Origin of the sequence: Bradyrhizobium sp. Bra64 (assembly GCF_024519875.1) — a bacterium.
In the GTDB taxonomy this organism is placed as follows: Bacteria; Pseudomonadota; Alphaproteobacteria; order Rhizobiales; family Xanthobacteraceae; genus Bradyrhizobium; species Bradyrhizobium japonicum_G.
Genome location: NZ_JALJRD010000001.1, coordinates 700,736 through 724,630 on the forward strand (window position 1 = coordinate 700,736; position 23,895 = coordinate 724,630).

Here is a 23,895-nt window from a genome sequence, read left to right on the forward strand (position 1 = left end):
TTTGCAGCGCACCCGGCTTGGGCAAAATCCGCACGTCTGCTAGAGTGCTCGGTGAAGGGACCGAGCAATGGACGTGCCTGGACCAGAGCGCAGGCTCGCAGCCGTCCTCGCGGCTGACATGGTCGGCTTTAGTCGGCTCATGGAGGTGGACGAGGCTGGTACGCTCGCACGCCTCAAGACCCACCGGATCGAGCTCATCGATCCGGCCATTGCCAAAAATCACGGCCGCATCATCAAGACGACGGGTGACGGCATGCTCGTCGAATTCCATAGCGTCGTCGACGCCGTGCTGTGTGCCGCTGAAATTCAGGGCCGGATGGGGCGACGCAATGCCGACGTCACGCCGCCGCGATGGATGCAATTCCGCATTGGCATCAATCTGGGCGACGTGATCGTCGACCAGAACGATATTTTCGGCGACGGCGTCAACGTCGCGGCACGGTTGGAGGCACTGGCCGAGCCTGGAGGTATCTGCATCTCGAGCGCGGTGCGCGACCAACTCGGCCAGCGCCTTGATGGCGTTGCATTCGAGGATATCGGCGAGCAGAACGTCAAGAACATCGCCCGTCCAATCCGCGTCTACCGGATACGGCTGGAGGAGGGTCCGGCAAGCACGCCAGTCGGCACGAAGGGCACTGCAAAGACGACAGGCAAGTCGAAGAAGCCGTCCATCGCGGTGCTGCCCTTCGCCAACATGAGCGGCGACCCGGAGCAGGAGTTCTTTGCGGACGGCCTGACCGAAGACATCATCACCGAGCTTTCACGCTTCCACGACCTGTTGGTGATCTCCCGCAACTCGACCTTCGTGTACAAGGGCAAGGCGGTCAAGGTGCAGGACGTCGGCCGCGAATTCGGCGTCGATTATGTCATCGAGGGCAGTGTGCGAAAGGCCGGAGATCGCGTTCGCGTCACCGTACAGCTGATCGATGCGGAAACCGACCGGCACATTTGGGCCGAACGCTACGACGGCGAGCTCAGAGACATCTTCGCCATCCAGGACGAGATGACACGGGCGATTGTCGCCACGTTGCCCGGCCGCGTCGAGGCGGCGACGCACGATCGGGCGAACCGCAAGCCCACGGACAACATGGCGGCCTATGAATGCGTGTTGGCCGCCAAGGTCTTGCATCATCGTTCCAATCGCGAAGACAATGCGCGGGCGCAACTTCTGCTCGACCGGGCGCTCGAACTCGATGCGAACTATGCTCACGCACACGCGTGGAAGGCGTGCGTCCTGGGCCAGACCTGGGTCTATAGCTGGTGCGCGGATCGCGAAGTCACCTTCCAGAAGGTCGCTTCAGAGCTGGAGACCGCGCTGGTCCTCGACGACAATGACAGCGACGTCCACCGCATCCTCGCGGCGCTCAATCTGAACCGCGACGACCATGACAAGGCCACCTACCATCAGGAGCGGGCGCTTGCGCTCAACCCGAACTACGACTTGGTCGTGGTGCAACAGGGCGAACTCCTGACCTGGTTGGGCCGACCTGAAGAGGGCGTCGACTGGATCAAGAAGGCGATGCGGCTCAACCCGTATCACCCGGAACGCTTCTGGAGCCATCTCGGGCGCGCCTATTATTGTGCCGAGAAATACGCCGAAGCCGCCGAGGCCCTCTCACGGATCACACGCCCCGATCACACCCATCACGCGTTCCTTGCGGGCATCTTCGCGCAAATGGGCAACGCAATTGCCGCTGGCGCGCACGCAGCCGAAGTTCTCAAGCGTGAACCGGCATTTTCGGTGGCCAATCATCTCTCTACCCAGCATTATAAGCGCGACGTAGATCGTCAGCGCTACGAGGCGGGCCTTCTCAGGGCAGGCCTGCCGGCTTGATCCGGCGCGCAGCGGAGACCGATTGGCGATCGATCGAGAGTGAGAACGTGACTGAGCCGCTGTTGCCGCGCGAGGTGAGCCGGGCCTTCGACGACTTTCCATTGCCGATCCGCCGGCGCCTTCTCGACGTGCGCAAGCTCATCTTTGCGACAGCCAAGGCGCATGGCGACGTCGGTCCGCTGACCGAGACGTTGAAATGGGGCGAACCGGCCTATCTTACCGAGCAGTCCGGAAGCGGCAGCACCATCCGGCTCGGCCGCGTAAAGGATTCCGAGCACGCCGCCATTCTGTTCAATTGCAGGACGACGCTGGTCGATACGTTCCGCGAGCGCTTTCCCGATCAGTTCGAATATCGGCAGACCAGGGCGTTGTTGTTGCCGATGTCGGGCAAGCTGTCCACGCAGCCGCTATCGGTCTGTCTATCGCTAGCGCTCACGTATCATCTGGATCGGCGGCGGAAGCGCTAGAGCATGATCCGGAAAAGTGCGAAGCGGTTTTCCGAAAAGATCATGCTCAAACAAGAACCTAAAGCGCGATGACGATTCATCCCAATCTCATCGCGCTTTAGCATCGCTCCAAGACGTCAGCGCAGCGAAGCCGTCCGCATGACGAACGACGTCGTCTCGAGCTTTGCGGTCGCAGTGCCCGTGAAACTGTCGCAGGACATGCCCTGCATCGGATCGTCGACAAACCCCACGGCGATCACGGACTGCGGCTTGACGAAGTAGGCGCGCATTGCGGCGGTGTCGAGCTCGCCCATCAGCGTGACGGACATCGCGCGGCTGGCGCTCGGCGACAGCATCACGATCTTGAGCCAGATGCTCTCGCCCTTGGCCGCGGAGAGCCGGGTCGCGGTCGCGACCATGCCGTCGATGCGCTTGCCGACCACCGTGTTGATCTCGGTCGCGGGCGCAAGGTTGCGCGCCGCGGAGGCGGGGCGACCGGAGCGCGGGATCGGCGCGGAGGCAGCGACGACGTTGGCGCGGTCGACCGGCGATGCGGACGCCGGCGCATAGGCCAGCGCCTGATAGGCCGCGTTGGAGACGCTCGCGGTTGCTTGCGGATCGGTGGCGGAAGCAAGCGCCTGACGTGCCTTCAGCGCGGCGATCTGCGCCGGCGTCGCCTGCTGCGGCGTGGCCGGGGTGTCCCAGAAACCGCGGGCATTGATGATGTCGGCGGGGGTCTCGGGCTTGCTGTCGGCAGGTCTGCCGGCTGCCGGCTTGTCAGCCACGGGCGCGGGCTTCGGCCTGGGCGGCGCGACGATCTGCGCATCGGCCGAAGCGAGCTGGATCGTGGCGGCCACTGACGGCTTGGCGCGCGGCGTCGGCACCGGATCGGCGGGCCTGGCTGCGGCGGCGACCACGGTCGGCGCGGCTGGCTTCGCGCTCGCGGCGGGCGCGCCCTCGTCATCCTCGTCGCTGCTCGTGGCGGCCGGAGCCGACTTGCCCCTGAATAATGCGGCAAAGAAATTCGGCTTGCTGCCGGAATCGTCGCCGCTACCGCGGCGCTCGATGTCGGCCTTGGCGAGCTCATAGCCCTTCAGCGGCGTGCCGTCGGCCGGGACATGCACCGTGCGGCCGTCCGGGAAGACGCGGGCGAGCTGGTCATGCGTCATGCGCGGCCAGTGCCGGATGCTGCCGGTGTCCAGATGCACGAAGGGCGAGCCGGAGGTCGGATAGAAGCCGACGCCGCCGCGCTGGAGGCGCAGTCCGGCGAAGCGGATCTGCTCCAGCGGCACGTTCGGAATGTAGAAGTCCATCGCATGCCCCAGCATGTGCTGGCTGAAGCGCGCCACACCGGAGGAGCGGCGGCGGAGCATGGCGTTGGTGGCAGGGGAGCGGTAGGAGGAGATGATCTGGATCGGCTGCTTGGCGTCGACGTCGCGATAGACTTCCCAGAGGATGTCGAAGAGGTGACGGTCCATGACCGTCTCGTCCTGGGTGCGCCAGTCGCGCAGGAAGTGGTTGAGCTGCTTCAGCGCCGTTTCGTCGTAGCGCCCTTCGCGCTTGAAGGTGACGGTGAGGTCTTCGCCGGAATGGGTGTGGTGGAACGAGAGCGTCTTGGTTTCGTTCAGCGCCGCCGCGTCATGAACCGAACCCGCGGCAGCAAACAGCAATACGGAAGCAAGGCCGATCCGGGATCCGGCCTTCACTCCCGCATGGGACAACGACAGCACAGCGAATTGGCGTGCGAGACCAGTCAGCACGTTAGAGCCCACCCAGTCGACCAGCGTTCAAAATGGACTCTCCCGCCAACCCCGTTAGCGCGCGAAAGAGGATGAACGCTTTGTTAAAGCGAGAAGGTTAATTTGAGGTTGACCTTCCCGCCCCCAAACCAAGTCAGAATACGAACCTAACCGGCTGAGTGTGGCAAAAAAACGCCCGCTGCCCGAGGTCGGATGGAGAATGGTTAACGTTAAGCGACCCCATCCAGAGGATGAGGTCGCTGATTTTATTGCAGAATTTCAAAAAACAGACGCCGGGCCGGCCCGGCTCAGCGGGTGAACACCCGCTGTTGCTGCGTACGGCGGCCGACCGGAGCCGGCGGCGGCGGGGTCGTCGGAGCCCCGAACAGCCGCTCGAAGAAGTTCGGGCCGGACGAGCCGAAGCCGCCGCCGTTGTTGGCCACCGCCACGCCGGGCGGCAGCGTCGTCGACGGACGCGAATAGCTGGGCTGGGAGTGTGCCACCACGTTCTCGAGATCCTTGCCGCGGCCGTTCTTCAGGATGTTGATCATGGTCGCGTCGCGGCCATAGACGTCCTTGCGGAATTGCAGCTTGCCGGCGTCATCCACGAACGCGGTCTGATAGGTGATGTTGACCGGGATCGGGGTCGGGAATTTCAGGTCGACCTCGCTCTTGCCGTACATGCTGCGCACGCGCTCCGGCGTGTACTTCTCGTTCGGCATGGTGATGTTGAGCAGGACGGAGGCGTACTGATCCGGATTCTGCACGCGCATGCAGCCATGGCTGAAGGCGCGCTCGTCCCTGGCGAACAGGTTCTTGTCCGGCGTGTCGTGCTGATAGACCAGGAACTTGTTGGGGAAGTTGAAGCGGATGCGGCCGAGCGCGTTGGCTTCGCCCGGCGGCTGCGAGATGTGCACCGAGCCGTCGCGGTTCTGCTCGAGCTTGAGGCCCATGCGCTGCAGCACGGTCGGGTCCTGCTGAAGCGCCGGCAGATATTCGTTGTAGACGATCGAGGGCGGCACGTTCCAGGTCGGATTGACCGTGATGTACTTCATCGTCTCGGTGAGCAGCGGGGTCGCGTGCGTGCCCGGCTTGCCGGTGACGACGCGGGTGGTCCAGACCTGCTGGCCGCGCTGCATGACCTTCAGCGTGTAGTCGGGAATGTTGAGGATGACATAGGCATCGCCCAGCGAGGGTACGCCGAGGTCGCGCGGCAGCCAGCGCCAGCGCTCCATGTTCACCTGCACCACGTCGATCTGCTTGTCGCGCTTCGGGGTGTTGATCGCCTTGACGGTTTTGTCGTCGAGGATGCCGGTCGCCTTCATCTCGGCGCTGGTCTGGAATTTCCGCACGGCTTCGGCGACCGTCGCGTCATACCGGGTGTCGCTCGCGTTCTCGGCGATGCCAAGTTTGGCACGGAGCTGCGGCACGCGCGGATCTTCGACGACGATTTCAGCCTGCTTCTTGCCGCGGGCCGGGGTGTATTTCAGCGCGGGACCATCGGCGATCTCGATCACCGGGCCGTTGCCCTGGCCGCGGAGCTCCGCGAGCTTGGCCTTCAGCTCCTTGTAGAGCTTCTGCGGCGGGTTGTAGCTGTCGAGCGCAGCGGAGGCGTCAGTCGCGGTCGTGATCTTGGCGAGCACCTCGTTCGGGTCGACCGGATGCTCGGGATAGAGGATGTCGCCGCTGACCTGCGACCAGTGCATGCGGCCGCTCTGGGCCTGGCGCGCATAGTCGAACATGCTGGCGGTGAGCTTGAGCTCGGCATCGGCGAGCGCGTCGGGGCTCGTCGCGGCAGCGAAATCCGGCACCGGATAGTCGGCCGGGTTGAGGCCGTCGGAGGCCGCGTCCTTCAGCCGCGCGATCACGCCCTTGGCCGCAGCGGTCAGGCTGCCGGCTTGCGTCCAGACCGGCGCGAAGTCGCGTGCGCCGTAGAACTTCTCGACGGCGGCGCGCTCGTTCTTGCGGTCGAAATGGCGCGAGGTCTTGGCGCCGATGATGTCCTTGAGCTTGTCGGCGACCGGCTGGTCGGCGGCGGGAACATTGCTCGCGGCCTTGACCGGCTCCGAGGCCGGAGCAGCTGCCGTGGCGGGCGCGGCCGGCGTTGTGGTCGCGGTGTCGGCCTTGGCAGGCTCAATCTTGGCAGGCTCAATCTTGGCAGGCTCGGTCTTCGCTGGTTCAGTCTTCGCCGTCTCGCTCTTCGGCGCCTCGGCAGGCGTTGTGGCGACGTCGGAAGGCTTGGTCTCGACCTTGTCCGGGGCCGGTGCGGCTTCCGCCTTGACGGGCTCCTTCGCAGCTTCCTTGGCCGGTTCCTGAACCGTGGCGGTGGCGTCGAGCTTGATGTCGGAGGCGGTCGGAGGCGGGACGTTTGCGGGCTCGGGGCGCGGGATCGCGGCTTCGATCGCAAGCTCGGCAGCGCTGCTGCGCGCCTGATCCTGGGCCAAGGCTGAGCTGGCCGATACCGTGAGGAAGGTCGCAGCGACCGTCATCAAGACACGGTCGAGGCCTGCACGGTGGTTCAAACAGTCACGCATTGTGTCGCACCCCTCGGGTGAACTGTCCCTCGTGGAACAGCTTCGTTATCGTCTATTGAGCTTCGGCTAAACTGCGCCGGCCTCTCGAAAGTTGCACGCCTGCACGCAACGATTCCTACGGAGACGAATCCTACGCAGACGATATACAGGCCCCGATTTCGCAGCCAGCGCTACCCGGGACAACTCACGACAAACTGACTTCAAGGAAGCCCGTTTGCAACGGATTGTGCGTCTCTGCCACGCGCTTTTCCCTGTGTCTGTCACTTCCAAGTCACGGTTCACGCCGCAGTCGAATTCTGTCGTCATGCGAACGGCTTACAGTCGCCGCGCACCGGCCGAACGAACCTCCGTTCGCATCAGGCTCAGTGCGTCTCCTCACCGCTTTTGCCGCCATGGCCGGGAACCCCGGCCTCGTCGAGTTTGCGGTAGAGGGTGGACCGGCCGATTTTGAGGCGGCGGGCGACCTCGGACATCTGGCCGCGGTAATGCGAGATCGCGAAACGGATGATCTCGTTCTCAATCTCCTCCAGCGGGCGGACGTCGCCGGTCGCGGTCAGCATGGGGAGGGTCCCCGTCAGGGGGAACGGCGCAATCGGTATTTCATTTCCTGACACCACGGAGGGCGCCGCGATCGGCTCGAGCATCAGCGGCGCGGTCGGAATCTCCGTCGCGTGATGCGGCTGCGACGTGAGAAGGGGGAAGTCGGCAAGGCCAAGCTGGTCACCGTCGCTCATGACCACGGCGCGGTAGACCGCGTTTTCGAGCTGGCGGATGTTGCCGGGCCAGTCGAGCTGGGCCAGGTGTGCGACGGCCTCGCCGCTGATGCCGGTGATGGGACGGTTCTCCTCGGCGGCAAAGCGCGCCAGGAAATGCCGGAGCAGATGCGGGATGTCCTCGCGCCGGGAGCGCAGCGAGGGGATCGTCAGCGGCAGCACGTGCAGGCGATAGAACAGGTCTTCCCGGAAATGTCCCTGTTTCACCCGCTCCAGCAGCCTGCGGTTGGTCGCCGAGATGATGCGGACGTCGACCTTGACCGGTTTGCGTCCGCCGACCGCCTCGACCGCGCCTTCCTGGAGCGCGCGGAGCAGCTTGACCTGCGCGGCCAGCGGCAGCTCGCTGACTTCGTCCAGAAACAGCGTGCCGCCATGAGCTTCGACGAACTTGCCGGTGTGGCGTTCGGTGGCGCCGGTGAAGGCACCCTTCTCGTGACCGAACAGGATGGACTCGACGAGGTTGTCGGGGATGGCGCCGCAATTGACCGCGACGAACGGCTTTGCCTTGCGCTCGCCGCTGCCATGGATGGCGCGCGCGAACATCTCCTTGCCGACGCCGGACTCGCCCTCGATCAGCACGGGGATCGACGAGCCTGCCGCCTTCTGCGCGGTCCGCATCACGCCCGCCATCGCCTCGGCGCGGGTGATGATATCGGAGAAGGTCAGCCGGCCCTCGCGGCTGTGACGGATGCGCTGCAATTCGCCCTTGAGCGCGGATGCGTTGAGCGCATTGCGCAGAGAAACCTGAAGCCGCTCCAGGCCGACCGGCTTGACGACGAAGTCGGCCGCGCCCGCGCGCATCGCCGAGATCACGTTGTCGATGCCGCCATGGGCGGTCTGCACGATGACGGGGATGCTGAGGCCCGCTTCGCGGATTTTCGCCAGCACGCCCATGCCGTCGAGCCCGGGCATCACGAGATCGAGGATGACGCCGTCGATGGCCGGTGCGTCAGGGGCGGTGAGGGCGGCGATCGCGGCGTCGCCGGAGTCCACGACGACCGTCTCATAGCCGCATTTCTGCACCATGTTCTCGACCAGCCGGCGGGCTACAGCGTCGTCGTCGGCGATCAAAATACTGGCAGCCATGGTGTTCCCCGCACGCTACTACTATCTGTCTCGAATCGGGGCACTCTGGCCGAAGCCGATTAACGCACTCTTAAACCTTGATGCCCCCGCCCGCCGTCGCGATTGTTGAACACAGGTTTCCCACACAATGAATTCGCGCTCCAAGTCTGCCGTTAAAAAGCCTGCTCTCAAGAAGCCCGTTCCGAGCAAAGCCGCCGTCCGCAAGCCGAGCACCAAGAAATCCGCTGCCAAGGCAAAGCCCTCCAAACCTTCACGCGCCGAACCTTCACGCGCCAAATCTTCACGCGCCAAGCCTGCGATCAAGACCGGCAAGCTTCCGGAGTGGAACCTCGCCGACCTCTATTCCGGGATCGATGCGCCGGAAGTGGCGCGCGATCTCGAGAAGATGGATGCCGATTGCGTCGCGTTCGAGACCGACTACAAGGGCAAGCTCGCGACAGGCACAGCAAATGAAGATGGCGGAAAATGGCTCGCGGGCGCCGTGCGACGCTATGAGGCGATCGACGATCTGGCCGGCCGTCTCGGCTCCTATGCCGGTCTCGTCCATGCCGGCGACAGCGTGGACCCTACGATTTCAAAGTTTTACGGTGATGTCTCTGAGCGGCTGACGACCGCGTCCACGCATCTGCTGTTCTTCGCGCTCGAGCTCAATCGTGTCGATGACGATATCTTGAACCGTGCGATGCAGGCCGCCGAGCTCGCGCACTACCGTCCCTGGATCGAGGATCTGCGCAAGGAGAAGCCGTATCAGCTCGACGACAAGCTCGAGCAGCTCTTCCTGGAGAAGTCGCAGACCGGCTATTCCGCCTTCAACCGGCTGTTCGACCAGACCATCTCGGGCTTGCGCTTCAAGGTCGGGGCCAAGGAGCTCGCGATCGAGCCGACGCTCAATTTGTTGCAGGACCGCGACGGCGCCAAGCGCAAGAGCGCTGCGGAAGCGCTGGCCAAAACCTTCAAGGCCAATGAGCGCACCTTTGCGCTGATCACCAACACGCTCGCCAAGGACAAGGACATCTCCGACAATTGGCGCGGCTTCAGGGACGTCGCGGATTCTCGCCATCTCAACAATCGCGTCGAGCGCGAAGTGGTGGATGCGCTGGTCGCTTCGGTGCGTGCGGCCTATCCAAAGCTGTCGCATCGCTATTACGGGCTGAAGGCGAAGTGGTTCGGCAAGAAACGGCTGGCCTATTGGGACCGCAACGCGCCACTGCCGTTTGCGGCGACCGACATCATCGGCTGGCCCGACGCGCGAAGCATGGTGCTCACGGCCTATCGCGGCTTCTCGCCGAAAATGGCCGATATCGCCGAGCGCTTCTTCACCGACCGCTGGATCGATGCGCCGGTGCGGCCCGGCAAGGCTCCGGGCGCCTTCTCGCATCCGACCACGCCGTCGGCCCACCCCTATGTGCTGATGAATTACCAGGGCAAGCCGCGCGACGTGATGACGCTTGCGCACGAACTCGGCCATGGCGTGCACCAGGTTCTGGCCGCCAGGAACGGCGCGCTGATGGCGCCGACGCCGCTGACGCTGGCCGAGACCGCAAGCGTGTTCGGGGAGATGCTGACTTTCCGCCGGTTGCTGGCGCAGACCAAGAGCGCAAAGCAGCGCCAGGCGCTGCTCGCCGGCAAGGTCGAGGACATGATCAACACCGTGGTGCGGCAGATCGCGTTCTATTCCTTCGAGCGCGCGGTCCACACCGAGCGCAAGAACGGCGAGCTCACGGCAACGCGGCTTGGCGAGATCTGGCTCTCGGTGCAGGGCGAGAGCCTCGGGCCGGCGATCGAGATCAAGGCGGGCTACGAGAACTACTGGATGTACATCCCGCACTTCATCCATTCGCCGTTCTACGTCTACGCCTATGCCTTCGGCGATTGTCTCGTGAACTCGCTGTACGCCGTCTACGAGAACGCGGCCGAGGGTTTTGCCGAACGCTATCTCGACATGCTCGCCGCCGGCGGCACCAAGCACTATTCCGAGCTGCTGCGGCCGTTCGGCCTCGATGCCAAGGATCCGAAATTCTGGGACGGGGGGCTGTCGGTCATCGCAGGCATGATCGATGAGCTGGAGGCGATGGGCTGAGGGCGGGGGGCTGGGCTCAGTCCTGGCGCCAGCGGAAGGATAGTAAAACATCTGTTGAACTTCCGTCCGACCGATGTTATACAAATGTATAACGCGAGCGGGCGTGAAGTCATGAAGATCGAGATCAGGAAAATCGGCAATTCGGATGGTCTGTTGCTGCCGCGCGAGTTGATGCAGCGGCTCGATCTCAAGCGTGGACAGCAACTCCACATCGTGGAATTGTCCGGCGGTGGTTTCCAGTTGTTGCCGTATGATCCCGATTTCGAGCGGACGATGGAAATCGCCGACGAGATCATGGACAAATATCGCGACACTCTCGCGGCGCTCGCGAAGTAAGGGCTCGTTTAAATGAGCGAGCCCGAGGAGCCGCTCTGGATCACCTACGAGCAGGCTGTGGCTATTCATGGTCGACAACTCCGGCGCTTTGGCGGTGCGCCTGGATTGCGCGACGAAGGAATGTTGCGTTCAGCGTTGGAGCGGCCGATCAAATGGCGCTATGAGCAGGCCCCGCTGGAAGAGCTTGCTGCGGCATATGCATTCGGTCTTGCGAAAAACCACGCATTCGTCGACGGTAACAAGCGCATCGCCTTCATGGCGTTGATGGTCTTCCTCCACAAGAACGGTGTTGCCTTCAGTCCCGATCCTGCGGAGGCGACCACCATCATCCTCTCGCTCGCCGCTGGCGAAGTCAGCGAGCAGAGCCTCACTCGCTGGATCCGCGACAATCTGGATTCCAAATGACCTGATTTGCGTGAAACCGCGCCTGGCCGCCGTTGCCCTGCCCGGCGGTTTGCGCTATTGCCAGCCGGGAATTCGACTTTCGACGGGGGACAATCCATGGCTGACCATAGCGAAGTGGCCTACACCACGGCCGACGGCAACGACTACGTTGCCCACGAGCAGACCTATGAGGGCTTCATCAAGCTGGTGAAGTACGGCACGGTTTCCGTCGCGCTCATCGTGATCCTGATGGCGATCTTCCTGACCTGATCCATCGCCTACCGCACCGCCAGCGTCGTCGGTGCCCAGAAAATTTGCAATCAAGCCGGATTGAAAACCGGTATCCAACGTTGCGGGAGTGACGCTAAGTTGCGTGCGCGCTTTTCCGCGTCGCCGGAGGGCCTATGAAGATCGCCGTTGCCAAGGAAATCGATCCGTCGGAGCCGCGCGTCGCCGCTTCGCCTGATACGGTGAAGAAGTTCAAGGCGCTGGGCGCCGAGATCGCCGTCGAGCCGGGCGCCGGTCTCAAGTCGGGCCTGCCGGATTCCGAATTCACCGCGGTCGGCGCCACCGTCAGCGCCGACGCGCTGAAGGACGCCGACATCATCATCAAGGTGAAGCGCCCCGAAGCCTCCGAGCTTTCGCAGTACAAGCGCGGCGCGCTCGTCATCGCCATCATGGACCCCTATGGCAACGAGGCCGCGCTGAAGACGATCGCCGATGCCGGCGTCTCCGCCTTCGCGATGGAATTGATGCCGCGCATCACGCGCGCGCAGGTGATGGACGTGCTGTCCTCGCAGGCGAACCTTGCCGGCTACCGCGCCGTGATCGAGGGCGCCGAGGCCTTCGGCCGCGCCTTCCCGATGATGATGACCGCGGCCGGCACGGTGCCCGCGGCAAAAGTGTTCGTGATGGGCGTCGGCGTCGCCGGCCTGCAGGCGATCGCGACCGCGCGCCGTCTCGGCGCCATCGTCACCGCGACCGACGTGCGGCCCGCGACCAAGGAGCAGGTGGAATCGCTCGGTGCGAAATTCCTCGCCGTCGAGGACGAGGAATTCAAGAATGCGCAGACCGCCGGCGGCTACGCCAAGGAGATGTCGAAGGAATATCAGGCCAAGCAGGCCGCGCTCACCGCCGAGCACATCAAGAAGCAGGACATCGTGATCACGACGGCGCTGATCCCGGGCCGGCCCGCGCCGAAGCTCGTCAGCGCCGAGATGGTCAAGTCGATGAAGCCGGGTTCGGTGCTGGTCGATCTCGCCGTCGAGCGCGGCGGCAATGTCGAGGGCGCCAGGCCCGGCGAGGTCGTCGACCTCGATGGCATCAAGATCGTCGGCTACACCAACGTCGCCGGCCGCGTCGCTGCCTCGGCCTCCAGCCTCTACGCGCGCAATCTGTTCTCCTTCATCGAGACCATGGTCGACAAGAAGGAGCAGAAGCTCGCCGTGAACTGGGACGACGAACTGGTCAAGGCCACCGCGCTGACCAGGGACGGCGCCGTGATCCACCCGAACTTCCAGCCGAAAGCTTAAGGAGAGCCGCCATGGAGCACATTGCACAGGTCGTCGACCCCTTCGTCTTCCGGCTGTCGATTTTCGTTCTCGCCGTCTTCGTCGGCTATTTCGTGGTGTGGTCGGTCACGCCCGCGCTGCATACGCCGCTGATGAGCGTGACCAACGCGATCTCCTCGGTGATCGTGGTCGGTGCGCTGCTCGCCGGCGGGGTTGCGAATGTTTCGAGCGGCTCGGGCTGGGCCCGAGCCTTCGGCTTCGTGGCGCTGATCTTTGCCTGCATCAATATCTTCGGCGGCTTCCTTGTCACCCAGCGCATGCTGGGGATGTACAAGAAGAAGGCCAAGTAAGCGTCACCTCGGGGTGAACTGGCGAATGGGGACCTGAGATGAGCGCCAATCTGTCTGCAGTCTTGTATCTCGTGGCGGGTGTGCTGTTCATCCTGTCGCTGCGAGGTTTGTCGAGCCCGGCCACGTCGCGCCAGGGCAATTTGTTCGGCATGATCGGCATGGCGATCGCGGTCGCCACCACCCTTGCCAACCATCCGCCGGCGGATGGCCTTGCCTGGCTTCTCGTCATCGTCGGCATCGCGATCGGCGGTGGCATTGGTGCGGTCGTTGCGCGCCGCGTGCCGATGACCTCGATGCCGGAACTGGTCGCCGCCTTCCACTCGCTGGTCGGCATGGCTGCGGTGCTGGTCGCCGCCGGCGCGTTCTACGCGCCCGAGGCCTTCGATATCGGCAGCCCCGGCAACATCCATCCGCAGAGCCTGGTCGAGATGTCGCTCGGCGTCGCCATCGGCGCGCTGACCTTCACCGGCTCGGTGATCGCGTTCCTGAAGCTGTCCGCGCGTATGAGCGGTGCGCCGATCATCCTGCCGTTCCGCCATGTCATCAACATCGCGCTTGCCGTGGCCCTGGTGGTCTTCATCGTCGGCCTCGTGCTGACCGGCAGCGCAGTGGACTTCTGGCTGATCGTCATCATCGCGCTGGCGCTCGGCGTGCTCATGATCATCCCGATCGGCGGCGCCGACATGCCGGTCGTGATCTCGATGCTGAACTCCTACTCCGGCTGGGCCGCGGCCGGCATCGGCTTCACCCTCGGCAATTCCGCGCTGATCATCACCGGCGCGCTGGTGGGCTCGTCCGGTGCGATCCTGTCCTACATCATGTGCCACGCGATGAACCGGTCCTTCATCTCGGTCATCCTTGGCGGCTTCGGCGGCGAGACCGCCGCAGCGGGCGGGGCTACGGGCGAGCAGAAGCCCGCCAAGCTCGGCTCGGCGGACGACGCGGCCTTCATCATGAAGAACGCGCAGAAGGTCATCATCGTGCCCGGCTACGGCATGGCGGTGGCGCAAGCCCAGCATGCGCTGCGCGAAATGGGCGACATCCTGAAGAAGGAAGGCGTCGAGGTGAAGTACGCCATTCACCCGGTCGCCGGCCGCATGCCCGGCCATATGAACGTGCTGCTGGCCGAAGCCAATGTGCCCTACGACGAGGTGTTCGAGCTCGAGGACATCAACTCCGAATTCGCGCAGGCCGACATCGCCTTCGTGATCGGCGCCAACGACGTCACCAATCCGGCCGCCGAGGAGGACAAGACCTCGCCGATCTACGGCATGCCCGTGCTCCAGGTCTGGAAGGCCGGCACCGTGATGTTCATCAAGCGCTCGCTGGCTTCGGGTTACGCCGGCATCGACAATCCGCTGTTCTATCGCGACAACACCATGATGCTGCTCGGCGACGCCAAGAAGGTCACCGAGAACATCGTCAAGGCGATGTAGCGCCAGCGCGTCGCATGGCACGCCGCTCACGAGGCGGCGTGCGGCTGGGGTGACGTTCCAGCGAGACTCCAGCCCGATGTCATGTGGCCCGATGTCATGAAATGGCTGCGGAGCGGTGCCAAGTCCTGAACCGGGGACCGGGCCGCATCGTCATGACCATGGTCAAGTGGATCACCATCCTGCTCGTGACCGGCTATTGCGCCGGTCTTCTCGTGCTGTATGTCAGGCAGCGCGGGATGCTGTTTCCGATCCCGCCCGTCGCACCGCGCGCTACGCGGCGGAACGAATCGTCGCCTGGGGCTTTTCGCTCGGGACGGGCGTGGCAGTCGCGATCGCCTCGGAGCATCTCGCTGGAAAACTCATCCTGGAAGCTCCCTATACGTCGACGGTCGACGTTGCAGCTTCGACGTTCTGGTTCGTTCCGGTCCGCCTGCTGATGCGCGATCCAATCCACTCCGACGACCGCATCGCGCGCGTCACTGTGCCGCTATTGGTCATGCATGGCACCAATGACCTTGCCATTTCGATCGTGTTCGGAGAGCGTCGGTTCGCGCTCGCGCATGAACCGAAGCAGTTCGTTCGCTTTGCGGGCGGCGGACACGACAATCTCGATGCTTTCGGTGCGATCGAAAAGGCGAGGCGCTTCATTGCTTCCTAGGCGGCCTGTTGTTTGGCGCGGGACCGGTTTGATCACCGCGATCCTTGTCGTGCTGCTGCCGCAGCACGCATGGGCGGCGACCGGGCTCGACGGCGCGGCGATGCGTTGGCCCTACGCGCTGCCGTTTGCCGGCCTGCTGCTGTCGGTCGCGCTCGGGCCGCTTTTGTTTGCAAAATTCTGGCACCATCATTACGGCAAGATCGCCGCGGCCTGGTCGCTGCTGGCACTGGCCTTGCTCGTCATCCTTGCCGGGAGCATGGCGACGCTGGCCGCGCTCGTTCACGCCATGCTCGCCGAATATCTCGGCTTCATCGTGTTGCTGTTCTCGCTCTATGTCGTGGCAGGGGGCATCCTCGTCACGGGCGACATCAAGGCGACGCCGGCGGCGAATGCCGGCATCCTCGCGCTCGGCACGCTGATGGCGAGCATCGTCGGCACCACGGGGGCGGCCATGATCCTGATCCGCCCCTTGATCCGCGCCAACCGGCCACGGCGCCACAACGCCCACGTCGTCATCTTCTTCATCATCCTGGTCGCCAATGTCGGCGGCGCGCTGAGCCCGCTCGGCGATCCTCCGCTGTTCGTCGGCTTTCTGCACGGCGTCGACTTCTTCTGGACCACGCGGACCATCTGGCTGCAGACGGCGATCGTCGCCGGACTGCTGCTGGCGATCTTCGTCGCCGTCGACGTCTGGCACTTCCGCAGCGAGCCGCCGCCGGGCGATACAGGTCCCACCAAGCCGGTCCGAATCCGCGGCCTCGTCAACCTGGTGCTGATCGCAGCCATCGTGGCGAGCCTCTTGGCCTCGGCGATGTGGAAGTCCGGCGTCGCCTTCGACGTTCTCGGAACCACGATGGAGCTGGAAGACATCGCCCGCAACGCGGCGCTGCTGGCCATTGCGGCCCTGTCGGTGTGGCTGACGCCGGAGGAGCACCGGCAGGCCAACGGCTTCACCTGGGAGCCGATCCGCGAAGTCGCGAAACTGTTCGCCGGCATCTTTGTCGCGATCATCCCGGTTATTGCGATGCTCGATGCCGGCCATCACGGCGCGTTTGCCTGGCTGTTGTCGGCCGTGACCGCGCCGGACGGCACGCCGCGCGAGGTTGCCTATTTCTGGTTCACCGGCCTGATGTCGGCGTTCCTCGACAATGCGCCGACCTATCTGTTGTTCTTCGAACTCGCCGGAGGCGACCCGCAAGTGCTGATGCATCAGCTTTCGGGCACGCTCGCCTCCATCTCCATGGGCGCGGTCTATATGGGCGCGCTCACCTATATCGGTAATGCGCCGAACTTCATGGTGAGCAGCATCGCCAGCGAGAACGGCATCGAGATGCCGAGCTTTTTCGGCTATCTCCTGCGCGCCGGTGCCGTGCTGATCCCGCTGTTCCTGCTGCTGACGCTGCTGCCGGTCGCGCCGATCCTGCACTGGCATTGAATCTGCCGCCCGATTTGCTACTGCTCGGCTGAGGTGCGATGAACTTTCATCGCACCTCAGCCTTTTTCGATCGAGCATGATCTTTTCGCAAGACCGCGGCACACGTTTCCGGGTCATGCTGGACATAATTGGAGCCGATGGATGAGCGCGCATGATCCGATGCCCCGGTCGGCCTGGGTCTTTCCGGCACTGGCCGTGCTGCTGTTCGCGGCCGTCAGCGCCACGGGCTACGTGTTCACGCTGTCGTTCGGCGGGCTCGTCTTCGCCCTCGTGCTCCTGGTCATCCTGTTCGGCACGGTTTTCGCCGCGGTTCATCATGCCGAAGTGATCGCCGAACGGGTCGGCGAGCCCTATGGCACCCTGGTGCTGACGCTCTCGGTGACCATCATCGAGGTGGCGCTGATCACCACGATCATGCTGGGCGACAAGCCTGCCCCGGCACTGGCGCGCGACACCGTGTTCGCCGTGGTCATGATCGTTTGCAATGGCCTCGTCGGGCTGTGCATCTTCATCGGCGGCCTGCGCTATCGCGAGCAGGGTTTTCAGCTCTCGGGGGCCAACGTCTATCTCAGCGTGCTGTTCGCGCTCGCGACCATCACCCTGATCATGCCGAACTACACGACCACCACGCCGGGCCCGGTCTATTCGGCGGTTCAGCTCGGCTTCGTCGACGTGGTCACGCTCGCGCTGTATGGGGTGTTTCTCTACACCCAGACCGTGCTGCACAAGGATTACTTCGTCCACGAACGGGCGGATGGTGGGAGCGGCGAGGCGCATCCGTCGGGCCGGACCCTGGTGCTCAGCGTCGTGCTGCTGCTGATTGCGCTGCTGGCGGTCGTGCTGCTGGCCAAGAAATTCTCCCTGGTGGTCGATGCCGTCGCGGCCAGGATCGGCGCGCCGCCTGCCTTTGCCGGACTTCTGGTCGCGCTCCTGATCCTGATGCCGGAAGGCGTCGCAGCGGTCTCGGCGGCCCGCAAGAACGACCTCCAGAAGAGCATCAATCTCGCGCTCGGCTCGTCGCTGGCGACGATCGGGCTGACCATCCCGGCCGTCGGCGTCGCCACCTACGCGCTCGACAAGGAGCTCGAGCTCGGCCTCAGCGACCAGGGCAGTGTGCTTTTGCTCCTGACTTTCTTCCTGAGCATGCTGACCTTCGGTACAGGCAGGACCAATGTCCTGTTCGGGCTGGTCCATATGGTGGTATTTGCCGTCTACGTGTTCATGGTTTTCGTGCCCTAAAGCGCGGTCGCGCTTTAGGCTATTGTCTGGGCATGATCTTTCCGGAAAACCTTCTTTCCGGATCCTGCCGTAAGGAGAGTTCCAATGCTTGCCGCCAAGTCAGAGGTTCAGGTCGACAACGAGCAGGTTCGGGTGACCGAGTGGCGGCTTGCTCCGAACAGCGCCACCGGGCATCACACCCACGGCATGGACTACGTCATTGTTCCCGTGGTGGCGGGGGAGATGACCATCGTGGCGCCCAATGGCGAGCGGTCCAGGGCTCAGCTCGCGGCTGGAAAATCCTACTTTCGCAAGGCCGGCGTCCAGCACGACGTGCTTAACGAAACCGCAACCGAGATCGTGTTCCTTGAGATCGAGCTGAAGCCGTAAGTCCGGCGTTACCCTTTGCCATCGATCCGTCGCAGTTGATCCCTTACAATGCCCCAAAGTTCCCGCATCAGATCGCGCGGGGAGTGGCCGGAATGCTGAAATACATCGCTAAAATCTCGATGGATATCTTCCCTTCGGTGCTCGCGACGATCATCGGGGCGTACATCGTTAATCATTACATCAACGCCAAGCCGGCGGCGGATGCGCCCGCGGCCGTGATGGCGCCCGCCGATTCCGGCAAGAACGGCAAGCCCGCCGCTGTGGCCAACCTCCCGGCACCCGGCGTGAAGGCGAAAGGCATCTCCGAGAAGAGCATGATGGACAAGCCGGCGGCCGAGAAGGCTGCCGACCACTCGGGTGCTGAGCCCAAGACGGCTGATAAGACGGCTGATAAGTCCGCTGATAAGTCCGCTGACAAGACGACCGAGAAGGCTATTGCGGACGTGGCACCGGCCGAGGCTGCCCCGCGCGGCAAGCCGTCCGCGCGCGAGAAGGCGCTCGCCAAGTCAACCCCGTCCGTCACTGCGCCTGCTCCCGCCGCCCCGGTGGTCGAGGCCAATTCGGCGGCTGCCGCTCCGGCCGCGACGCCCGACGCCAACGATCTCGTGCGTGCGGCGATCGAGCGCCTGCGCAAGTCGCCTGAGGGCAAAGCCGCCGAGGCCAAATCAACCGAGACCAAGTCGTCCGAGAAGGCCCCTGAGTTTGCGGTCCGGGACGCGGCCCGCACCCCGGAGGTGCCGCGTGTCGTGGCGACGGAGCCGTCCATGGTGCGCCCCTTGCCACCGCCGATCACGGTCTCGACCCCCGCACCTGAGGCCTATGGCAATAACGACTCGTCGCAGGCACCCCCCCCTTACACGGCCTCGGTCGGCGGCGAGAACCCGAATCGGCTGACGCCGCCGGCTGACATTCCCGTCCCGATGATCGCCCCGCCGCTGGATCTGCGCGCCGATGCCGGCGCGTCCATGCCGAGGCCGAAGACCAATGTCGCCGACGACATGCTGTCGGGCGTCAAGTCCATGTTCCATTCCGTTCTGCCGAAGAGCGTCACCCCGGATTAAGACGGCGCCGGCGCTGCGCCAAGTCGTCAGCCGCCGACGCGGGCGAGGCCGCTGCGCGCGGTGTCGTCGCGCGGTCGGAGCGAGACTGCCTTGGTGTAGGACGCGGCCGCCTTGGTCCTGTCGCCCAGCCGTTCATAGGCCTGTCCGCGCGTGGTCCAGACCTGGGCATTGAGCGGATCGGCCTCGGAGGCCTCATCGAGATCGGCCGCGGCCTCCTTGACCTTGCCGAGGGCGAGGTAGCTGGTGGCGCGCCCGAGCAGCGGCTCCACCTTCTGCGGGTTGAGCCCGCTCGCCGCGCTGAAATCGGCGATCGCGAAGTCGTGCTGGTTGCTGCCCTGATAGATCAGGGCGCGGCCATAGAGCGCCTGCGCATTGTAGGGATCGAGCCCGACCGCGCGATTGAACTCATCGAGCGCGGCCGCCGTCTCGCCGGACTTTGCCAGGGCCTGGGCCTTTGCCGTAAGGGCCTGGGCTTCGCTGACGTTGCCGGGGCTGACGGCGCTCTCGGCGGTGGCGGCCGCCTTGGGCGCCTCCTGTGGCTTGTCCTTCTCCGGCATCAGCGATCCCAGGTCGAAGGAGCAGCCGCACAGCACCATCCCTAACAAAGCCAGCACGAGCGGCGGCTGCCAGATCTGGCGTAACCGCGCCAAGCGGTGCTCGGGGAAAGGGGAGGCCATCTACGGTTCGCTCGCGCTCGTGCCGCATCGGTAGTGCCCTGTCCCAGAAAGGCACCCCTCACAAAACAATAACGCGGGCCTGGGGCCCGCGTCATCGAAAACTGAAGTCTTGCTAAACCCGGTAAATCAGCGCGGTCCGCGCGGACCTGCACCTGCACCCGGGCCGCTACGACCACCGCGATCACCGCCGGGACCGGCGCCGAACACCGGCTTCGGCTTCATCGGCAGCAGGCCTTCGCGCTGGAGCTTCTTGCGGGCCAGCTTGCGTGCGCGACGCACGGCTTCGGCCTTTTCACGGGCCTTCTTCTCGGAGGGCTTTTCGTAGTGACCGCGGAGCTTCATCTCGCGGAAAATACCCTCACGCTGCATCTTCTTCTTCAGCGCCTTGAGGGCTTGATCGACATTGTTATCGCGAACGAGAACCTGCACGCGGCATCCTCTTCAGTGGATCAGATTTGAATTCTGGTAAGTCAAAGGGGATGGCGAAACGCACAAGCCCTTAACCTTGAGGGCGCGGATGTATCAGACAAAACGTGGGATGTCCACCGGCCAAGCGGGCTTTCGGGCCAAGTTCAGCCATTAAATGAGGCAAAAATAGCTCCGCGCGGCCCCGATTTGGGAGATTCGACGCCAAGGGTGGGGCCGTTTCCGGAGCTTCGTTCCGGAATCTTTGAAAGCAGGGGACGACCATGGATATGAAAAAATACGCGGCCGAGGCTATCGGCACCTTCTGGCTCACATTCGCAGGTTGCGGGAGCGCGGTGATCGCAGCCGGCTTTCCGCAGGTCGGCATCGGTCTGGTCGGTGTCTCCCTCGCATTCGGGCTGAGCGTGGTCACCATGGCCTATGCGATCGGGCACATCTCCGGCTGCCATCTCAACCCGGCTGTCACCGTCGGTCTTGCGGCCGGCGGGCGTTTTCCGGCCGGACAGATCCTGCCTTATGTGATCGCGCAGGTGGCCGGCGCGATCGTGGCCGCGTGGCTCCTCTACATCATCGCAAGTGGAGCTCCCGGCTTCGACGTCACCAAGGGCTTTGCGTCCAACGGTTACGATGCCCATTCGCCCGGCCAGTACAGCATGATCGTGTGTTTCCTCACCGAGGTCGTGATGACCATGATGTTCCTGTTCATCATCATGGGCGCCACCCACGGCCGGGCGCCCGTGGGCTTCGCGCCGCTGGCGATCGGGCTCGCACTGGTGATGATCCATCTCGTCAGCATCCCCGTCACCAACACCTCGGTGAACCCGGCACGCAGCACCGGTCCCGCACTGTTCGTCGGCGGCTGGGCGACAGCGCAGCTCTGGCTGTTCTGGGTCGCGCCCCTGATCGGCGGCGCGCTGGGCGGGGCGATCTATCGCTGGCTCAGCGAGGAGCCCGCCGGCATCGTCGCGGGCGCAAAGACGGCGTGATTGCAAAGCGGGATCGCTGCATCTGCTGCGGTCCCGTTACTTGCCTTTCGTCGGCCTGACCTCGGTGACGTGGCCCATCTTGCGGCCGGGGCGCGGTGCACCCTTGCCGTAGATGTGCACCGTGGCGCCGGGCACGGACAGCCACTTGTCGTAGTCGTTGATCTCGTCGCCGATCAGATTGGTCATGGTGACCATTTCGCCATGGCGCACGGGCTTGCCGAGCGACCAGCCGGCGATGGCGCGGATGTGCTGCTCGAATTGCGAGACGGACGCGCCGTCGAGCGTCCAGTGTCCGGAATTGTGCACGCGCGGGGCGATCTCGTTGACCAGCACCTTCGGGCCGGTGCCATTGGCGAGCACGAACATCTCCACCGCGAGCACGCCGACATAGTCGAGCGCGCTGGCAATCTTGCCGGCGATGCTGCGCGCTTCTTCCGCAAGGGCGTCCGGTATGAGCGCGGGCGCGCGCGATATCTTCAGGATGTGGTCGCGGTGCTCGTTCTCGGTGACGTCGAAGCATTCGACCTGACCCGTGGCCGAGCGCGCGGCGATCACGGAGATCTCGCGCTCGAACGGCACGAAGGCTTCCAGGATAGCCTGCTTGGTCCCGAGGCTGGTCCAGACCTTGGCGATGTCGTCGCCCTCGCGGATGATGGCCTGGCCCTTGCCATCGTAGCCGAAGCGGCGGGTCTTCAGCACGGCCGGGAGGCCGATCCGGACGATCGCCTCGCGCAACGACGCGACGGACGTGACGTCGGCATAGTCTGCGGTGCCGATGCCGAGCCGCGTCACGAAGTCCTTCTCCGCGAGCCGGTCCTGCGTGGTCTCCAGGACCTTGCGGTTGGGCAGCACCGGGCGGCGCGCGTCCAGCACCATCGCCGCCGCGGACGGCACGTTCTCGAATTCGTAGGTGATGACGTCGACGTCGTTCGCAAACAGCTCGAGTGCCTCGACATCGGCATATTCGGCGCAGGTCGCGTTCAGGACGACGTCGAAGGCCGGCGAGTCCGGATCGGGCGAGAACACCTGGCAGCGCAGGCCGAGCCGCGCCGCCGCCATGGCCAGCATCCGCCCCAATTGTCCGCCGCCGAGGATTCCGATGGTGTCGCCGGGTTTCAGCTTCACCTGCTTCGAGTCGGTCACGCCTTGTCCTCCGGGCGCTCGGAAACCGCATCGGTCTGCGCCTTGCGCCAGGCGACCAAGCGATCGGACAAAGCCGGGTCGGACAATGCCAGCACCGAGGCCGCCAGCAGGGCCGCATTGATCGCACCGGCCTTGCCGATGGCGAGGGTGCCGACCGGGATGCCCGCGGGCATCTGGACGATCGAATAGAGCGAATCGATGCCCTTGAGCGTCCTGGATTCGACGGGAACGCCGAACACGGGCAGTTCCGTCAGGGCCGCCGCCATGCCGGGCAGATGCGCAGCGCCGCCGGCGCCGGCGATGACGACCTTGTAACCGGCCGCCTTGGCGCCCTTGGCGAACGTAAACAGCCGGTCGGGGGTACGGTGGGCGGAAACGATGCGGGTGTCGGCGGCAACGCCGAGCGCGGCAAGCGTGTCGGCTGCATGCCGCATCGTCTCCCAGTCCGACTGGCTTCCCATGATGATGGCGATCGGCGCGGTCATGACGTCAATTGTGCCCAAAAAATAGAAGGATAGGCCAGATTAACGGTTCCGGCCGGCGGCTCGCAAGGCGATGGCAAGGAGAAGGGAATGCACTATCCTGTCTTGGTGAATCCCCGCAAGCCTTCATTGAGCAGGAAGCCCATGAAGAAACCAAAAAGGGCGAACGCTGCGAAGGCCAAAAAGAGCCCGAAGACCAGCGTCAGCCGCTCCAAAGCCGCCCCCAAGCGTCTTGCCAAGAGTCCTGCCAAGAGTCCTGCCAAGAGTCTTGCGAAGCCTCTTGCCAAGCGTCCGGCCAAGGCGGCGCGGCGCGAAGCGTCGGCCGACAACGGCGCCAAGGTCGTCCGCGGCCTGCGGAGCAAGCTCAAGCAGGCCCTGCAGCGGGTCGCGGAACTCGAGGCGGCCGCCGACACCGATTTCCTGCTCGAGATTCCGAACCGTCGCGGCTTCGAACGCGAGCTCGCGCGCGCCATCGCCTACATGAAACGGTATCGCGCCAGCGGCGCGCTGATCGTGCTCGACGTCGATCGTCTGAAGCCGATCAACGATTCCTTCGGTCATGCCGCAGGCGACGAGGTGCTGAAGACGATTGCCACTGCGCTGAAGCGGCAGGTCCGCGCCTCGGACGTGGTCGGCCGGCTCGGCGGCGACGAGTTCGCGCTGCTGCTCTGGAACCTCAGCGAGACCGACGCCAAGGCGAAGGCCGCGGCCTTCGAGCAGGCAATCGACGAATTGTCCTTCGTCTTTCGCGGTCAGCATGTGAGCGCGGGCGCCTCCGCCGGCGTCGCGCTGCTGGGGGCGCAGTCAGACGCGAGCCGCGCCCTGGAGGAGGCGGATGCCGCTATGTATGTGCGCAAGGCGCACCGGCGGCACGAGCCGCGGATCAGGCTGGTCAGCAGCTGATCTTACA

22 protein-coding genes and 1 pseudogene are annotated in these 23,895 nt (G+C 64.5%); 16 read left to right on the forward strand and 7 right to left on the reverse strand.

Annotation, left to right across the window (positions count from 1 at the left end; genetic code table 11):
* Window positions 1-67 precede the first annotated feature (67 nt).
* Both NR187_RS03280 and NR187_RS03285 read left to right on the forward strand, forming a co-directional pair.
* Window positions 68-1,834 carry an adenylate/guanylate cyclase domain-containing protein gene (locus NR187_RS03280; protein WP_211382227.1) on the forward strand — a complete coding sequence of 589 codons (1,767 nt, stop codon included), beginning with the start codon at window positions 68-70 and terminating at the stop codon, window positions 1,832-1,834.
* A gap of 47 nt (window positions 1,835-1,881) precedes the next feature.
* Window positions 1,882-2,301, forward strand: coding sequence for a DUF1801 domain-containing protein (locus NR187_RS03285; RefSeq protein WP_211382228.1), 420 nt, complete (start codon window positions 1,882-1,884; stop codon window positions 2,299-2,301).
* 116 nt (window positions 2,302-2,417) lie between these two features.
* On the opposite strand, the gene NR187_RS03290 is transcribed toward NR187_RS03285, so the two are convergent.
* From NR187_RS03290 to NR187_RS03300, 3 genes are all read right to left on the reverse strand, one after another.
* Complete coding sequence (locus tag NR187_RS03290; RefSeq protein WP_256805691.1) at window positions 2,418-4,040, reverse strand: DUF882 domain-containing protein; 1,623 nt, start codon at window positions 4,038-4,040, stop codon at window positions 2,418-2,420.
* Window positions 4,041-4,327: 287 nt separating this feature from the next.
* Entirely contained in the window at window positions 4,328-6,553 is a 2,226-nt protein-coding gene (locus NR187_RS03295) for a L,D-transpeptidase family protein (protein WP_256805692.1), read from the reverse strand.
* Window positions 6,554-6,915: 362 nt separating this feature from the next.
* Window positions 6,916-8,412, reverse strand: a complete 1,497-nt coding sequence (locus tag NR187_RS03300) for a sigma-54 dependent transcriptional regulator (protein WP_211382231.1) — start codon at window positions 8,410-8,412, stop codon at window positions 6,916-6,918.
* 127 nt (window positions 8,413-8,539) lie between these two features.
* Between NR187_RS03300 and NR187_RS03305 the strand changes: the two genes are divergently transcribed.
* The 12 genes and pseudogenes from NR187_RS03305 to NR187_RS03360 all read left to right on the forward strand — a co-directional run bounded on the left by NR187_RS03305 (window position 8,540) and on the right by NR187_RS03360 (window position 19,271).
* Complete coding sequence (locus tag NR187_RS03305; protein WP_256805693.1) at window positions 8,540-10,492, forward strand: M3 family oligoendopeptidase; 1,953 nt, start codon at window positions 8,540-8,542, stop codon at window positions 10,490-10,492.
* A gap of 111 nt (window positions 10,493-10,603) precedes the next feature.
* Window positions 10,604-10,828 (forward strand): AbrB family transcriptional regulator, encoded by a 225-nt coding sequence (locus tag NR187_RS03310; protein WP_211382233.1) that lies wholly within the window; start codon window positions 10,604-10,606, stop codon window positions 10,826-10,828.
* 12 nt (window positions 10,829-10,840) lie between these two features.
* Window positions 10,841-11,233, forward strand: a complete 393-nt coding sequence (locus NR187_RS03315) for a type II toxin-antitoxin system death-on-curing family toxin (protein ID WP_211382234.1) — start codon at window positions 10,841-10,843, stop codon at window positions 11,231-11,233.
* A gap of 96 nt (window positions 11,234-11,329) precedes the next feature.
* The gene (locus NR187_RS03320) at window positions 11,330-11,482 is read left to right on the forward strand and encodes an aa3-type cytochrome c oxidase subunit IV (RefSeq protein ID WP_008546229.1); all 153 of its coding nucleotides are present in this window, start codon (window positions 11,330-11,332) and stop codon (window positions 11,480-11,482) included.
* Window positions 11,483-11,616: 134 nt separating this feature from the next.
* Window positions 11,617-12,744: a Re/Si-specific NAD(P)(+) transhydrogenase subunit alpha gene (locus tag NR187_RS03325; RefSeq protein ID WP_256805695.1), complete on the forward strand. Its 1,128-nt coding sequence runs from the start codon at window positions 11,617-11,619 to the stop codon at window positions 12,742-12,744.
* A gap of 11 nt (window positions 12,745-12,755) precedes the next feature.
* Complete coding sequence (locus tag NR187_RS03330) at window positions 12,756-13,073, forward strand: proton-translocating transhydrogenase family protein (RefSeq protein ID WP_211382236.1); 318 nt, start codon at window positions 12,756-12,758, stop codon at window positions 13,071-13,073.
* A 38-nt stretch (window positions 13,074-13,111) separates the two neighbouring features.
* Window positions 13,112-14,509, forward strand: a complete 1,398-nt coding sequence (locus NR187_RS03335; RefSeq protein ID WP_211382237.1) for an NAD(P)(+) transhydrogenase (Re/Si-specific) subunit beta — start codon at window positions 13,112-13,114, stop codon at window positions 14,507-14,509.
* Window positions 14,510-14,762: 253 nt separating this feature from the next.
* Window positions 14,763-15,167: pseudogene (locus NR187_RS03340) on the forward strand (alpha/beta hydrolase); the annotation flags it as partial.
* The gene (locus NR187_RS03345; protein ID WP_256805696.1) at window positions 15,121-16,602 is read left to right on the forward strand and encodes a sodium:proton antiporter; all 1,482 of its coding nucleotides are present in this window, start codon (window positions 15,121-15,123) and stop codon (window positions 16,600-16,602) included. The pseudogene NR187_RS03340 and the gene NR187_RS03345, both read left to right, overlap by 47 nt.
* Window positions 16,603-16,743: 141 nt before the next feature.
* The gene (locus tag NR187_RS03350; protein WP_211382239.1) at window positions 16,744-17,841 is read left to right on the forward strand and encodes a calcium:proton antiporter; all 1,098 of its coding nucleotides are present in this window, start codon (window positions 16,744-16,746) and stop codon (window positions 17,839-17,841) included.
* 84 nt (window positions 17,842-17,925) lie between these two features.
* Window positions 17,926-18,210, forward strand: coding sequence for a cupin domain-containing protein (locus NR187_RS03355; RefSeq protein ID WP_211382240.1), 285 nt, complete (start codon window positions 17,926-17,928; stop codon window positions 18,208-18,210).
* Window positions 18,211-18,302: 92 nt separating this feature from the next.
* Window positions 18,303-19,271: a hypothetical protein gene (locus tag NR187_RS03360; RefSeq protein ID WP_256805697.1), complete on the forward strand. Its 969-nt coding sequence runs from the start codon at window positions 18,303-18,305 to the stop codon at window positions 19,269-19,271.
* Between the two features lie 26 nt (window positions 19,272-19,297).
* Here NR187_RS03360 and NR187_RS03365 read toward each other — a convergent pair whose 3' ends face one another.
* Window positions 19,298-19,948 (reverse strand): tetratricopeptide repeat protein, encoded by a 651-nt coding sequence (locus NR187_RS03365; RefSeq protein WP_211382242.1) that lies wholly within the window; start codon window positions 19,946-19,948, stop codon window positions 19,298-19,300.
* Window positions 19,949-20,074: 126 nt separating this feature from the next.
* Entirely contained in the window at window positions 20,075-20,377 is a 303-nt protein-coding gene (gene rpsU, locus NR187_RS03370; protein ID WP_071909764.1) for a 30S ribosomal protein S21, read from the reverse strand.
* 260 nt (window positions 20,378-20,637) lie between these two features.
* On the opposite strand from rpsU, the gene aqpZ reads away from it, so the two are divergent.
* Entirely contained in the window at window positions 20,638-21,360 is a 723-nt protein-coding gene (aqpZ, locus tag NR187_RS03375) for an aquaporin Z (RefSeq protein ID WP_211382243.1), read from the forward strand.
* Window positions 21,361-21,396: 36 nt separating this feature from the next.
* On the opposite strand, the gene NR187_RS03380 is transcribed toward aqpZ, so the two are convergent.
* Together NR187_RS03380 and purE are read right to left on the reverse strand one after the other, a co-directional pair.
* Complete coding sequence (locus tag NR187_RS03380; RefSeq protein WP_211382244.1) at window positions 21,397-22,503, reverse strand: 5-(carboxyamino)imidazole ribonucleotide synthase; 1,107 nt, start codon at window positions 22,501-22,503, stop codon at window positions 21,397-21,399.
* Entirely contained in the window at window positions 22,500-22,988 is a 489-nt protein-coding gene (gene purE, locus NR187_RS03385) for a 5-(carboxyamino)imidazole ribonucleotide mutase (protein ID WP_256805699.1), read from the reverse strand. Before purE ends, NR187_RS03380 begins: the two co-directional genes overlap by 4 nt.
* 141 nt (window positions 22,989-23,129) lie before the next feature.
* On the opposite strand from purE, the gene NR187_RS03390 reads away from it, so the two are divergent.
* Window positions 23,130-23,888 carry a GGDEF domain-containing protein gene (locus NR187_RS03390; protein ID WP_256805700.1) on the forward strand — a complete coding sequence of 253 codons (759 nt, stop codon included), beginning with the start codon at window positions 23,130-23,132 and terminating at the stop codon, window positions 23,886-23,888.
* Window positions 23,889-23,895: the final 7 nt, after the last annotated feature.

Coding starts and splice junctions, on each gene's coding strand:
- NR187_RS03280 (WP_211382227.1), top strand. CDS start 68: ATGGACGTGCCTGGACCAGAGCGCAGGCTCGCAGCCGTCCTCGCGGCT.
- NR187_RS03295 (WP_256805692.1), bottom strand. CDS start 6,553: ATGCGTGACTGTTTGAACCACCGTGCAGGCCTCGACCGTGTCTTGATG.
- NR187_RS03300 (WP_211382231.1), bottom strand. CDS start 8,412: ATGGCTGCCAGTATTTTGATCGCCGACGACGACGCTGTAGCCCGCCGG.
- NR187_RS03305 (WP_256805693.1), top strand. CDS start 8,540: ATGAATTCGCGCTCCAAGTCTGCCGTTAAAAAGCCTGCTCTCAAGAAG.
- NR187_RS03310 (WP_211382233.1), top strand. CDS start 10,604: ATGAAGATCGAGATCAGGAAAATCGGCAATTCGGATGGTCTGTTGCTG.
- NR187_RS03315 (WP_211382234.1), top strand. CDS start 10,841: ATGAGCGAGCCCGAGGAGCCGCTCTGGATCACCTACGAGCAGGCTGTG.
- NR187_RS03320 (WP_008546229.1), top strand. CDS start 11,330: ATGGCTGACCATAGCGAAGTGGCCTACACCACGGCCGACGGCAACGAC.
- NR187_RS03325 (WP_256805695.1), top strand. CDS start 11,617: ATGAAGATCGCCGTTGCCAAGGAAATCGATCCGTCGGAGCCGCGCGTC.
- NR187_RS03330 (WP_211382236.1), top strand. CDS start 12,756: ATGGAGCACATTGCACAGGTCGTCGACCCCTTCGTCTTCCGGCTGTCG.
- NR187_RS03335 (WP_211382237.1), top strand. CDS start 13,112: ATGAGCGCCAATCTGTCTGCAGTCTTGTATCTCGTGGCGGGTGTGCTG.
- NR187_RS03345 (WP_256805696.1), top strand. CDS start 15,121: ATGCTTTCGGTGCGATCGAAAAGGCGAGGCGCTTCATTGCTTCCTAGG.
- NR187_RS03350 (WP_211382239.1), top strand. CDS start 16,744: ATGAGCGCGCATGATCCGATGCCCCGGTCGGCCTGGGTCTTTCCGGCA.
- NR187_RS03355 (WP_211382240.1), top strand. CDS start 17,926: ATGCTTGCCGCCAAGTCAGAGGTTCAGGTCGACAACGAGCAGGTTCGG.
- NR187_RS03360 (WP_256805697.1), top strand. CDS start 18,303: ATGCTGAAATACATCGCTAAAATCTCGATGGATATCTTCCCTTCGGTG.
- NR187_RS03365 (WP_211382242.1), bottom strand. CDS start 19,948: ATGGCCTCCCCTTTCCCCGAGCACCGCTTGGCGCGGTTACGCCAGATC.
- aqpZ (WP_211382243.1), top strand. CDS start 20,638: ATGGATATGAAAAAATACGCGGCCGAGGCTATCGGCACCTTCTGGCTC.
- purE (WP_256805699.1), bottom strand. CDS start 22,988: ATGACCGCGCCGATCGCCATCATCATGGGAAGCCAGTCGGACTGGGAG.
- NR187_RS03390 (WP_256805700.1), top strand. CDS start 23,130: ATGAAGAAACCAAAAAGGGCGAACGCTGCGAAGGCCAAAAAGAGCCCG.